Source organism: Mesorhizobium sp. M0522 (assembly GCF_040321085.1).
GTDB lineage: Bacteria > Pseudomonadota > Alphaproteobacteria > Rhizobiales > Rhizobiaceae > Mesorhizobium.
Genome location: NZ_JAMYQW010000006.1, coordinates 36072 through 48664, shown reverse-complemented (window position 1 = coordinate 48664; position 12593 = coordinate 36072). Strand labels below are relative to the sequence as shown.

Sequence of the window (12593 nt, the reverse complement as noted above, 5' to 3'; positions counted from 1 at the left end):
TGCTCTCGCCTACTGCCCTACTGCCCTACTGCCTTTGCCAATAAACCCGCAGCCGGTGGCTGTCGGGATCAAGCGCGACGAAGGTGCGGCCGAAATCCATGTCGGTCGGCGTCTGCAGAATTTTCAGCCCGCGGCCGGCCCACTCGGCATGGGTGGCGTCGACGGGACCCGGCGTGTCCAGCGCAAAGACGATCTCGGCGCCACCGCCTGCTGCCGCGGCGGCCGGTTCCACGGTGTGACGCGACCAGAGGCCGAGCTTGAAGCCGTTGTCGAGCACGAACAGCACGAAGGTCGGCGAGGTCTCGACCGGCTGCCGCCCAAGCAGCGCGCTGTAGAAGGCGCCGCTTTGCTCAGGCTTGTCGACAAAGAGGATGACGAAATTGGGCGGTGTCATGAATTGCTCTCCAGATGGTTTCGACTGGAGGAGCATACCGTACGCCACTGCCAGATTCTGGCAGCAGTCTCAACTGAGCAGCAGCCTTAGCTTGGCGTGTCGAGCGTCGCCCGCCATTCTTTGAGCAGCACCTGACGGCGACGCGGATAGCGCATCTCGGTGGCATTGAGGCCGGATATCCGGTCGGCGCGAAAGTGCCTGAAATCCTGGCGCATCTCGCACCAGGCCGCGACGACGCGCACCTTGTCGAAGAAGCCGAGTGCGAACGGCCAGACGGTGCGCTCGGAGGCAGCGCCGCCGGCGTCGCGATAGACAAAGCTCAGCTTGCGCTCCTCGCGGATGGCCTGCCGCACCACGCCGAGATCGATGCCTTCGGTGACCTCGGTGCGCGACCCGACCAACAGCGTCGAGGCGTCGAGCTCTTCGCGCAAATCGTCCGGCAGCACCGCGGCGATCTTGGCCAGCGCGTCGGTGGCGGCGTTCGCAAGCCGCCAGTCCGGCTGCTTGGCCACCCAGCGCGAACCGAGCACGATCGCCTCGATCTCCTCATCGGTGAACATCAAGGGCGGCAGCATGAAACCGGGCCTGAGCACGTAACCCAACCCCGCCTCGCCCTCGATCGGCGCGCCCTGCCCCTGCAGCGTGGCGATATCGCGATAGAGCGTGCGGATCGACACACCCATTTCGCCCGCAAGGCTGCGGCCGCTGACCGGCCGGCGATGCCGGCGCAGGATCTGGATCAGGTCGAGCAGGCGTTCAGCACGGGACATGAATCATGACCTAGTTTCAATCACGATAGAGCCCCAGCACTTTCGGCGGCAAGCGACATGGTGGCGGACGGGAACGTCTGCGCCCTGACGCCGTTGTCTGGCCATTATGGATATACGCGGGTTGCTGTTGTTCTGGTCGGTTTTGACCGCCATCGTCGCTGCGCTCAGCCTCGGACCATCCTTCGCCCATGTGCTGGAATCGGTGCCGCGGCTGACCAGTTGGCCGCCTTCGCTCTGGCGTGAAACCACTGTCTTCAACGCTCAGTTCCAATTCTTCGCGATTGTCGGCGCACCGCTGGACGTCGATCGCCTGTCCGGGGCTTCTCGCCTGGATGCTGCGCAGCGACCGCCCGGCATTCTGGTGGATTTTGGCCGCCATCGTGCTTTATCTGATGGCCCTCGTGGCGTGGTTTACCCTGGTCAAACCGGCAAACGATGTCCTGGCCACCTGGGTGCCTGGACCGATCCCGGACAATTTCGAAAGTATCCGGAGCAGCTGGGAAACCGGCCATATGGTCGTCACCGGCTTCAAGGCCGTTGGTTTCATAACGCTCGCAGTCGGCCTGCTGTCGATCAGGCGCGGCTGATCCGGTTGCACACGTCGGCAGCCCTTTTGTTGCGCCGGTCAATGTGCTGTGGCAGAAGCGGCGAGCCGCCGTCCGGAGATGCGCCTTCTTGAAACCTTTTCGCGACAAACGCCGCGACAGCCGCCCGCCCGCGAAGGGCGGGGCGGAGCAGCCGCGACGGCGCGACGCCGGCCTGACCGCCGGTTCGGAGCCTAAACTGCAGGACCGGTCCGAGCCGAAAGCCGCGCCGCGCCCTCTATCCCGCCGCGATGGCGCGCTGCCTGCCGAACATCTGCCGCTGATCCTCGAGGTCGGCCCCAATCAGGACTACGCGCTGCTCGACAGCGGCGCCGGAGAAAAACTCGAGCAATACGGCCCCTACCGCATCGTTCGGCCGGAGGGCCAGGCGATCTGGCAAAAGGCTTTGCCGGCCAGGGACTGGGAGCGCGCCGACGCCATTTTCACCGGCGATACCGACGAGGAAGGCATCGGCCGCTGGCGCTTCCCCAAGACGCCGCTCGGCGAGACCTGGCCGATGAAGCATGACGGCATAGATTATCTCGGCCGCTTCACTTCGTTTCGCCATGTCGGCGTCTTTCCCGAGCAGGCCTCGCACTGGGACCACATGGCCGGACTGATCGCGGCGGCAAAACGGCCGGTGAAGGTGTTGAACCTGTTCGGTTACACCGGCCTTGCCTCCTTGGTGGCGGCGCGCGCCGGCGCCGAGGTCACCCACGTCGATGCTTCCAAGAAGGCGATCGGCTGGGCGCGCGAAAACCAAGAAATGGCGGGCTTGTCGCAAAAGCCGATCCGCTGGATCGTCGACGATGCCGTGAAATTCGCCGAACGCGAGGAGCGCCGCGGCAGCCGCTACGACATCATCCTGTTCGACCCGCCCGCCTATGGCCGCGGACCGAAAGGCGAGGTCTGGCAGCTGTTCGAGGACCTGCCGGCGCTGACCGATATCTGCCGCGCGATCCTGACGCCGAAGCCGCTCGCCGTGGTACTGACCGCCTATTCGATCCGCGCCTCTTTTTTCGCCATCCATGCCCTGATGCGCGACACCTTCGCCGGCATGGGCGGCACGGTCGAGTCGGGTGAATTGATCATCCGCGAGAAATCTGCCGGTCGGGCGCTTTCGACCTCGCTGTTCTCACGCTGGGTGGCCTGAATGAGTGCGTACGAACGGCACGCGGGCGCGCCAGGGCAGGTGAAGGAAGTCACCAGCCTCGCCAACCCGCTGGTCAAGGACATCAAGGCGCTCGCGCTGAAGAAATTCCGTGACCAGCAGAATGCCTTCATGGCCGAAGGCCTGAAGCTGGTCATCGACGCGCTCGATCTCGGCTGGTCGATCAGGACATTGGTCTTCGCCAAGGCCGGACGTGGCAATACGGCGGTTGAAAAGATCGCGGCGCGCACGGTCGCTGCCGGCGGCACCGTCCTTGAAGTTTCGGAAAAAGTGCTGGTCGCCATCACCCGCCGCGACAATCCGCAAATGGTCGTCGGCGTGTTCTCGCAGAAATTCCTGCCGTTGAAGGACATCCGCGCCCGTGACGGCGACGTCTGGGTGGCGCTCGACCGCGTCCGCGACCCCGGCAATCTCGGCACCGTCATCCGCACGGTCGACGCTGTCGGGGCCAGGGGCGTCATCTTGGTCGGCGAGACCACCGATCCCTTTTCGGTCGAAACGGTGCGCGCCACCATGGGCTCGATTTTCGCCGTGCCGGTCGCCAAGGCGTCGCCCGAAGCTTTTCTCGCCTGGCGAACGAGCTTTCCCGGCCTCGTCGCCGGCACCCATCTGAAGGGTGCGGTCGACTACCGCTCGGTCGATTTTTCAAAAGGCCCGGTGCTTTTGATGATGGGTAACGAGCAGCAAGGCCTGCCTGACGAGCTTGCCGCAAGCTGCGATAAACTGCTGCGGATACCGCAGGCCGGCCGCGCCGATTCGCTCAACCTTGCGGTGGCCACCGGCGTCATGCTGTTCGAGATCCGGCGCGGCGCGCTGAAGCTCGGCCCGGAGGACGCCAGATCGTGACATCTCAAACCGTGAAACTGCAAACCATGAAGTCCTGGAGGCCGTATGCTCTTCTGGTCGTCGCCGCGATAGCGCTCGACCAGTGGGTGAAATACCTAGTCGAAACCGGTCTTGCCTTTCAGGAACGGCTCGACCTGCTTCCGTTCCTGGCGCTGTACCGCACCTACAACACCGGCATCGCGTTCTCGCTGTTTTCGTCCTTCGGCGACACCGGCCTGGTGGTCGTCGCGGTTCTGGTGGTCGCTTTCGTGCTCTATCTTGCGGCCCGCACGCCGCCCGGCCACCTGCTTGCCCGCATCGGCTTCGCACTGATCGTCGGCGGCGCGCTCGGCAACCTGATCGATCGCGCAATCTACGGTCATGTCATCGACTACGTCCTGTTCCATACGCCGGTCTGGTCCTTCGCCGTCTTCAACCTCGCCGACGCCTTCATTTCGGTTGGTGCGGTGCTGGTCGTCTTCGACGAACTCATTGGCTGGCGGCGCGGAGCGTCGAGCGATTGACCTCACTCGCCTGGCGCCGCACATTCTGATCTGCAAGCCCGAGGAGAAAAAATGCCCGAAACCTTCAAAGCCATCCTCGTTTCGCGTGACGCCGAGAAAAACCAGTCAGTCGCGGTGACCGAGCTTACCGAGGCAGACCTGATGGAGGGCGACGTCACCGTCGCGGTCGAGGCGACGACGGTGAACTACAAGGACGGTCTTGCAATTACCGGCAAGGCGCCGATAATCCGCCGCTGGCCGCTGGTGCCGGGCATCGATTTCGCCGGCACCGTCATCTCGTCTTCCAATCCCGACTGGCGCGAAGGTGACAAGGTCATATTGAACGGCTGGGGCGTCGGTGAGACGCATTTCGGCGCCTTTGCAGGGCGCGCCCGCGTCAAGGGCGACTGGCTGGTGCCGTTGCCGGACGGCATGAGCCCGCATGATGCGATGGCGGTCGGCACCGCCGGCTACACCGCCATGCTTTGCGTCATCGCGCTGGAGCGCCACGGCATCGTGCCCGATCGCGGCCCGGTGGTGGTGACCGGCGCTGCCGGTGGCGTCGGCTCGGTCGCGGTCTCGATCCTGTCCAGCCTCGGCTATCACGTCATCGCCTCGACCGGCCGCGCTGCCGAAAGCCCCTATCTGATCGACCTCGGCGCCGCGGAAGTGATTTCACGCGACGAGCTCACCCAGCCGGCAAAACCGCTCGCCAAGGAACGCTGGGCCGGCGGCGTCGATGCGGTCGGCAGTCACACGCTAGCCAACGTTCTGTCGATGACCTCCTATGGCGGCGCCGTCGCCGCTTGCGGCCTCGCCGGCGGCATGGACCTGCCGGCAAGCGTCGCCCCCTTCATCCTGCGCGGCGTCTCGCTGCTCGGCATCGATTCGGTGATGGCGCCGAAGGCGGTCCGCCTCGAGGCCTGGCGCCGCATCGGCGCCGATCTTGACCACGCAAAGCTTGCCAGCCTGTCGACGAGCATCGGCTTCGACGGCATCATCGGCGCCGCGCATGACATCGTCGAGGGTAAGATCCGCGGCCGCGTGGTGGTGGATATGTGAGCCCCCAAGGGATAAAAAAGAGCGCGACCGCTAAAATTCGAGCGATCAACCACAACCTTCGATAAGCTCTGTCTGGCAGGATTTCCGTATGATTGCGGAACCCGGCATCAGAGAGGCGGAACCAGCCGAACGGGCCGACGGGACGGCCCCCGCGGCGCCAGGACGGCAGCTTGTCGCCGCGCCACCGCTGGCGCCGGAACTGCCGGCCTCCAACCGCGAAGGCCTGCCCTTCCTGACGCTCGTCGCCATCGTCGTGCTGGCAGGCTTTTCGCATCTGACCGGGGCGCCGATCTTCATCACCATCGGCCTTTTGGCGACAGCCATCGCCGGGCTCGCCATGCATCTGCGCAACAGGCGCACCGAGCGCCGCGCGGTGGCCCTGCTCGATGCCACGACCGCCCGTAGCCGCGCCGAAATCGAGACGCTGGCCGACCGCATGTGGGAGATGCAGGAGAGCGAGGAGCGCTTTCGCGGGCTGATCGATGCACTCGGCGATCTCGTCGTCCATCGTGACCGCGACGGCCACATTGTCTACGCCAACAAGGTTTTCGCCGACCTTGTCGAAACCGACCAGCGCGAGCTTGCCGGCAAGACCCTGGCCGAACTAGGCATCGATGTCGGCATCGTCCCCGACGCCGCGTTTTCCGACCATGAATGCCTGAGTTCCACCGACGTCGCCATTCGCACGCCGGACGGCCCACGCTGGTTCTCTTGGATCGAGCTGTCGGTGCGCGACAAGGACAGCGGCGCCGTTTCGCATCGCGCCATCGCCCGCGACATCACCGCTCGCAAGCGCGCCGAATCCTCGCTGATCACCGCCCGCGAGCGGGCCGAATATGCGAGCCAGGCCAAATCGCGCTTCCTCGCCACCGTCAGCCACGAGATCCGCACGCCGATGAACGGCATCATGGGCATGGCCCGGCTTCTCGCCGACACCAGCCTTTCGCCCGAGCAGCGGACCTATGTCGGCGCCATCTCGACCTCGGCCAGCGCGCTGCTGGCGCTGATCGAGGACCTGCTCGACTACTCCAAGATCGAGGCCGGCCGCTTCGATCCCGAACCGCAGCCGATGTCGGTGCGCGAGATCGCCGACAATGTCATCGAGCTTTTGGCGGCGCGGGCTTTTGCCAAGGATATCGGCCTCGGCTGCCATGTCGAACCCGACGTGCCGCAGCTGATCACCGCCGACCCCGGCAGGGTCAGGCAGGTGCTGCTCAATCTCATCGGCAACGCCGTCAAGTTCACCGACAGCGGCGGCGTCCTGGCAAGCATCGCCCGCGTCCGCACCGAAACCACCGACCGCATCTGCTTGACCATCACCGACACCGGCCCCGGTCTGCGCGAGGAGGACATGGAGCGCATATTCGAGGACTTCGAACAGGCTGACGGCACCTCGACCCGTGCGCATGGCGGTGCCGGCCTCGGTCTCGCCATTTCCAAACGCCTGGTGATCGCCATGGGCGGCACTATCTCTGTGTCGAGCCGGCTTGGCCAGGGGTCCGAATTCGTCTTCGAGATTCCCGCTATTTCCGCCGTCGAGGCGCCGCAGATCCGCCAGGACGCGCTGTCGGGCCGGCATGCGGTGATCGTATCGAAGAACCTGGTCGAGGCCGAAGCCCTCGCCCGCACCATTCGCGCCAATGGCGGCACGGTCGATCTGGCCACCGCCGCCGCCCAGGCCACCGCTTTCGCCGAGGGCTGTGACGTGCTTCTGATCGATGCTGCCATGGAGCAAAGCGACGGCAGGCTGCTCAGGCGCCTGCGCCAGAGCGGATTTGCCGATTGCGAGGCAGTGACGCTGATCGCGCCGACCGACCGCGGCATGCTTGGCGAGTTCCGTGCCAACGGTTACGCCACCTTCCTGGCGAGGCCGGTGCGCGGCGAGACACTGCTGCGCGTGCTTTTGACCAGCCATGCACCGGTCATCGCCGAGCCGCAACTGCAAAGGCGCGGCGCGCAGGCGGGGCACGCCATTGGCGCCCGCCAGCAGGGCCTGTCGGTGCTGATCGCCGAGGACAACGACATCAACGCCATGCTGGCCCGCGCCACGCTGCTGAAGGCCGGGCATCGCGTGAAAGTGGTCGGCAACGGCAAGGCCGCGGTCGAGGCGGTCATCAGCACCGGCCACAAGCACCGCTACGACGTGGTGCTGATGGACTTGCACATGCCTGTCATGGACGGTCTGGACGCCATCGCCGCCATCCGCCGCCATGAGGAGGAGACCGCGGTGCCGCCGGTGCCGATCATGGTGCTGTCGGCCGACAGCCAGGAAAAGACCCGCCACGCCGTGCTCGCTCACGGTGCCAGCGGCTTCGTCACCAAGCCGCTCGACCCCGATGCCCTGGTTCATGCGGTCGAAGGGCAAGCGGCCGCCTGAGGCACAACATAGACGGTTGATAGATTGCCCAGCCGACGAAGTATTGCCCGCAGAGCCGTATCACGGTACTGTCACAATCCTGTTGCACCTACACCGTATCCCCGTGCCAAGAGGGATGGCTCGAAGGAGAATCACTCGTGCATACAGTCATGCCGGAATGTGATGCTCGGCCGAACGCCAGCGGGCCTTTGCTCGTCGGCCGGAACGCCGATGCCGTCATAAAAGGCGCATCGCTCGGCCGCATCGGCAATCTCGAAGTGCGGCTCGCCCGCAACGAGGCCGAGATCGCTGCCGCGCAGGAAGTGCGCTACCGGGTGTTCTACGACGAGCTTGGCGCCAGGAAGGACCTGTTTCAGATGCAGGACCGCCGCGATGCCGATCGCTTCGATCCGCTCTGCGATCATCTGCTGGTCTTCGATACTTCGCTTTCCGGCCCCGAGCATCGCCGCATCGTCGGCACCTACCGCCTGCTGCGGCAGGAGATTGCCGCGGCCGCCGGCGGTTTCTATTCCGAAGGTGAATTCGAGCTGACCAAGCTGATCGCGCGGCATCCCGGCCAGCGCTTCCTCGAGCTCGGCCGCTCCTGCGTTCTGCCGGAATACCGCTCGAAGCGCACCATCGAGGCGCTGTGGCAAGGCATCTGGGCCTACATCAACCACTACGGCATCGGCGTGATGACCGGCTGCGCGTCGTTCCACGGCACCGTGCCTGCGGCACATGCGGAGGCGCTGACCTATCTCGCCCACCACTGCCGGACGAATTCATCCTGGGACGTGCGCGCCGTCGCCGGGCGCTATTGTTCCATGGATCTGATGCCGATCGAGGCCGTCAATACCAAGGCGGCGATCGCCGCGATGCCGCCGCTGGTCAAGGGCTATCTGCGCGTCGGCGCGCGCATCGGCGACGGTTGCGTCATTGACCGTGAATTCTCGACGGTCGACGTGTTCGTGGTTATGCCGGTCAAGGAGATCGGTGCCCGCTACGTCAATTATTATGGCGGAGAAGCGCAGCGGTTTGCGGCCTGAAGTAGTGAATAGTGAATAGTGAATAGAACATAGCACTGACTGCTGGAGCAGCAATTGGCTACTCACTACTCACCATTCACTACTAACCATTCACCATTCACGCATCTTTCTCAGCCTGCTCGTTGACCGGCCCCGGCTCCACTGGCGCTTCGCTTGCGACATGCTTGGGGCCGCCCTTGGCGACGCCGACCATGGCCGGCCGCAGAACACGCTCGCCGATCGAATAGCCGGGCTGCACGACTTGCACGACCGTGTTGGCCGGTACGTCGGGATTGGGCACCTCGAACATCGCCTGGTGGAAATTCGGATCGAATTTCTCGCCCTCGGGCTCAAGCTTCTTCACGCCGTGGCGTTCCAGCGCCGACAGCATGGCGCGCTCGGTGATCTCGACGCCGTCGATCAGCGCCTTGAAGCCGGCATCGCCCGACGCCTTGGCCTCCTCCGGGATGGCATCCAGCGCACGGCGCAGATTGTCTGACACCGAAAGCATGTCGCGGGCAAAATTGGCAACCGCATAGGCGCGCGCATCATGGACGTCGCGGGCGGTGCGGCGACGCAAGTTCTCCATGTCGGCCGCGACGCGCAGTGCGCGATCCTTCAGCTCTTCGTTTTCCTTCAGAAGCCGGACAAGCGCTTCATAGTCGCCGTCGACGCCACCTTCCCTTGGCTCCGCGCCAGCCTCGGTCTTCTCGGCTTCATCGGGCGCGCGTTCGTCTTTTGCCTGGTCGCTCATCGCCGTTTCCCGTCATTTTCGAATGGTGTGGATTTGCGCCCGATATCGAGGTTTAGCGGCCAAAAATCAAGGGGCAAGCGCTACTGCAGCCGCTGCCGCGGCTTGATGGCGGACGGCGCATACCTTTCGATTTTAATTCAAACTTTACCGTACCCGACGGCTTTGCTTGCCAGCATACTACAATGCGGGAACCATTCCTCCCTTGGAAGAGTTTCGAAGCCGACACAGGATTTTGGATGATGCCCCGCAGGAATGGCGAAAAACGCGACGGGCTCGCCGCCGATATCCGGCGCCAGCTCGGCACCGAGGCGACCAAGCGCTTTCTGCGCACCTTGCCGGCCTTCCGCACGGAGTCCGATATTCCCGACCGTCTGAAGGAATTGCTCGACCGCCTGGACGGCGTCGAAGCCAAGGTGGTCGCAGGCGGGCGCCGTCGGTAGACACCGTCGCAAGCAACGCGACCTGCGATTGCGGCCGCAATTCCTCGCCATCGCGCGACATTTACCCGCAGTAACTTTGCGTGATCTCCGCCTTGCGGCAGCGCGCCGCTCCGCCTATGTTTCATGATGAACATGATTTCCCCCGAAGCTGTGGCAAACAGCAAGCGCGCCTGGTTGAAAATCCTGTCGCGCTATAAAAAGCCCGACAGGCGTCGCAGCGCCGTCGAACTCGCCATCACCCTCATTCCTTTCGCCACGCTGTGGGCATTGTCCTCGGCCGCTTATGCCTATGGCCATTGGTGGGGTCTGGTCCTCATCCTTCCGGCAGCCGGCTTTCTGGTGCGTATCTTCATGATCCAGCACGATTGCGGCCACGGCTCCTTCTTTGCCAACCGCTATGCCGACGACTGGATCGGCCGCGTGCTTGGCGTGCTGACGCTGACGCCCTACGATTGCTGGCGCCGCGCCCACGCAACCCATCACGCCAGCGCAGGCAACCTCGACGAGCGCGGCACCGGCGACATCAAGACACTGACCGTCGCTGAATATCGGCAACTGTCATGGCGGGGCCGGCTCGCCTATCGCCTTTATCGCCATCCGCTGGTGATGTTTGGCCTTGGCCCGATATGGATCTTCATTTTCGAGCAGAGACTGCCCTTGGGCATGATGCGGGGCGGTTTCACCCCCTGGGTGTCGTCGATGTCGACCAACCTCGCCATCGCGGTCATCGCCGCGCTGCTCATCTGGTTCGTTGGCCCCGGCGCGTTTCTGGTCGTGCATTTGCCGATCGTCATCCTCGCCGGATCGGCCGGCATCTGGCTGTTCTATGTCCAGCATCAGTTCGAAGAGACGGAGTGGACAAAGGACTCCGAGTGGGAATTCCAGCACGCTGCCCTGCACGGTTCGTCCTATTACGACCTGCCGCCGGTGCTGAACTGGATCACCGGCAATATCGGCGTCCACCACGTGCACCACCTCTCGGCCAAGGTGCCATGCTACCGGCTTCCGGAAGTGCTGAGGGACTATCCGGAGTTGCGCGAGATCGGCCGCGTCACACTCCTCGACAGCCTGCGCTGCGTCAAGCTGGCGCTGTGGGACGAGAGCCGCAGCAAGCTGGTATCGTTCCGCGAAGCGCGGATGGCCGTGTAGACCCACCGCCGCACCTAAAGCGCGTCGCGCTCGACCGGCCTCATGCGACGCGCTTTAGGTTCTTGTTTATGCATGCCGTTATCGCAAAACCGCTGAACACTTTTGCGCGACATGCGTTAAGGGGTGCGGCGGGCTCCACATTCCGAGCTTAAGCCGCCTTGCGCTGGTCGCGCATCAGGATCTCGCCCTGGCGGATCTCGGTGCCCAGCACTTTCAGGCATTCGCGCATGAACGCGGCAAGGCCCGGCCAGCCCTTGGCCGACACCAGATTGCCGTCGACATGGGCGCCGGTCGGCGCAACATCGATATAGATGCCGCCGGCCAGCGTGACTTCCGGCTCGCAATATTGCAGCGCCGCGACTTCGCGGCCGCGCACCACGCCGTCGACCGCGATCAGGATCTGCACGCCGTGGCAGATGGTGAAGATCGGTTTTCCCGTCTCATGGAAATGCCGCACCAGCGCCTGCACGCGCTTGTCGATGCGGATATATTCCGGGCCGCGCCCGCCCGCCGCGTAGACGGCATCGTAGTCGGCCGGATTGACCTCAGAAAACGTCTTGTTGAGAATGTAGTCGTGGCCGAGCTTTTCCGTATAGGTCTGGTGGCCCTCGAAGTCGTGCAGCGAGGTCTTCAGGATATCGCCGGCCTTCTTGTCGGGGCAAACGACATGGACGGTGTGGCCCACCGCATGCATGGCCTGTTCAAAGACGAAAATCTCGTACTCCTCGCTGAACTCGCCAACGAGCATCAATATCTTCTTGCCAGCCATACCCGGTTCCTCCCTTGTGGCCACATTTATTCGGATCGCGAAATAATGGGCCTATCCTAAGGCGGAGAGGCGCAAAATAAAAGGCTGAATCGGGAATGTGGTCCGACCAGATAGGGCTTCTGGTCCCCTGGAGCGGATCAGCCGGCGCGCACCCGCCGCCACGAATATTTCGGGCCTTTGGCCTCCGGCTTCACCGCCGGCTGGTAGGACAGCGGCAGTCCGCCGGTACGACCTTGCTCGAGCCGCTTCAGCAGCACCGGGTGCGATATCTCGAATTCATCGAAGCCGAGGCGCAGCATATGCGGCAGCTGATCAATCAGCACCTGCCCGGTGGCGCGCATAGCGCCTGCAAAATGATAACGGCTGCGCAGCAATTCGCCCTTGGAGAACGAGCGGCCGTCGTTGAACGCCGGAAACGCCAGCGCCACCAGCGACAGCTGATCGAGCAGGCCTGCGATCTTTTCGAGCTGATCGCCGGGCTGCAGCAGCACACCGATGCGCTCCTTCGTCGACCGCCGCACCTCCGGATCGAGGCCGAGAAACGCCTGCAACGGCAGGATGAAACGGCCATTGCCGACCAGCGCCTCGGCGCTTTCGGCATGAACCCACTCGTCCTCGCGGAACTCATCCGGTGTCCACAGCCTCATGGCGTTTTCGGCTATCAAGTCGCTCATCAAGAAAATTCCCAAGTCCAAAGATTCTAAAGTGCAAAACACCTCAGGGTGTGTTGAGATTCAGGTCAGGCCGAGCCGAAGCCGACGGCGGGCGCGAAGCGACCAAACTGGGTGGCT

14 protein-coding genes are annotated in these 12593 nt (G+C 64.0%); 9 read left to right on the top strand and 5 right to left on the bottom strand.

All coding sequences use genetic code 11. The features are described from left to right. Positions 1 to 25: 25 nt before the first annotated feature. Positions 26 to 394: a VOC family protein gene (locus NKI58_RS09800; RefSeq protein WP_352785509.1), complete on the bottom strand. Its 369-nt coding sequence runs from the start codon at positions 392 to 394 to the stop codon at positions 26 to 28. A gap of 86 nt (positions 395 to 480) precedes the next feature. Next, a complete protein-coding gene (locus tag NKI58_RS09795; RefSeq protein WP_352468341.1) occupies positions 481 to 1164 on the bottom strand; it encodes a helix-turn-helix transcriptional regulator in 684 nt (227 codons plus the stop codon). Between the two features lie 332 nt (positions 1165 to 1496). On the opposite strand from NKI58_RS09795, the gene NKI58_RS09790 reads away from it, so the two are divergent. From NKI58_RS09790 to olsB, 7 genes are all read left to right on the top strand, one after another. Beyond that, positions 1497 to 1751 (top strand): hypothetical protein, encoded by a 255-nt coding sequence (locus NKI58_RS09790; protein ID WP_352853146.1) that lies wholly within the window; start codon positions 1497 to 1499, stop codon positions 1749 to 1751. Positions 1752 to 1839: 88 nt separating this feature from the next. Further along, positions 1840 to 2901: an RsmD family RNA methyltransferase gene (locus tag NKI58_RS09785; RefSeq protein WP_352453977.1), complete on the top strand. Its 1062-nt coding sequence runs from the start codon at positions 1840 to 1842 to the stop codon at positions 2899 to 2901. Next, a complete protein-coding gene (locus NKI58_RS09780; RefSeq protein ID WP_023675255.1) occupies positions 2902 to 3765 on the top strand; it encodes a TrmH family RNA methyltransferase in 864 nt (287 codons plus the stop codon). 26 nt (positions 3766 to 3791) lie between these two features. After that, positions 3792 to 4268: a signal peptidase II gene (gene lspA / locus NKI58_RS09775; RefSeq protein WP_352577458.1), complete on the top strand. Its 477-nt coding sequence runs from the start codon at positions 3792 to 3794 to the stop codon at positions 4266 to 4268. A 51-nt stretch (positions 4269 to 4319) separates the two neighbouring features. Continuing rightward, the gene (gene acuI / locus NKI58_RS09770) at positions 4320 to 5309 is read left to right on the top strand and encodes an acrylyl-CoA reductase (NADPH) (protein WP_352577450.1); all 990 of its coding nucleotides are present in this window, start codon (positions 4320 to 4322) and stop codon (positions 5307 to 5309) included. Positions 5310 to 5397: 88 nt separating this feature from the next. After that, on the top strand, positions 5398 to 7686 hold the full coding sequence (locus tag NKI58_RS09765; protein ID WP_352785505.1) for a PAS domain-containing hybrid sensor histidine kinase/response regulator: 2289 nt from the start codon (positions 5398 to 5400) through the stop codon (positions 7684 to 7686). Between the two features lie 149 nt (positions 7687 to 7835). After that, positions 7836 to 8711, top strand: coding sequence for a l-ornithine N(alpha)-acyltransferase (olsB, locus tag NKI58_RS09760; protein ID WP_023675251.1), 876 nt, complete (start codon positions 7836 to 7838; stop codon positions 8709 to 8711). 97 nt (positions 8712 to 8808) lie between these two features. Here olsB and grpE read toward each other — a convergent pair whose 3' ends face one another. Further along, the gene (grpE, locus tag NKI58_RS09755; protein WP_352588352.1) at positions 8809 to 9444 is read right to left on the bottom strand and encodes a nucleotide exchange factor GrpE; all 636 of its coding nucleotides are present in this window, start codon (positions 9442 to 9444) and stop codon (positions 8809 to 8811) included. Between the two features lie 236 nt (positions 9445 to 9680). On the opposite strand from grpE, the gene NKI58_RS09750 reads away from it, so the two are divergent. Both NKI58_RS09750 and NKI58_RS09745 read left to right on the top strand, forming a co-directional pair. Beyond that, positions 9681 to 9884, top strand: coding sequence for a hypothetical protein (locus NKI58_RS09750; protein WP_023675249.1), 204 nt, complete (start codon positions 9681 to 9683; stop codon positions 9882 to 9884). A 126-nt stretch (positions 9885 to 10010) separates the two neighbouring features. After that, on the top strand, positions 10011 to 11033 hold the full coding sequence (locus tag NKI58_RS09745) for a fatty acid desaturase (RefSeq protein WP_352469420.1): 1023 nt from the start codon (positions 10011 to 10013) through the stop codon (positions 11031 to 11033). 148 nt (positions 11034 to 11181) lie between these two features. Here NKI58_RS09745 and NKI58_RS09740 read toward each other — a convergent pair whose 3' ends face one another. After that, positions 11182 to 11802 (bottom strand): DJ-1/PfpI family protein, encoded by a 621-nt coding sequence (locus NKI58_RS09740; protein WP_352785502.1) that lies wholly within the window; start codon positions 11800 to 11802, stop codon positions 11182 to 11184. A 137-nt stretch (positions 11803 to 11939) separates the two neighbouring features. Then, positions 11940 to 12476 (bottom strand): DUF934 domain-containing protein, encoded by a 537-nt coding sequence (locus tag NKI58_RS09735; RefSeq protein WP_352785499.1) that lies wholly within the window; start codon positions 12474 to 12476, stop codon positions 11940 to 11942. Positions 12477 to 12593: the final 117 nt, after the last annotated feature.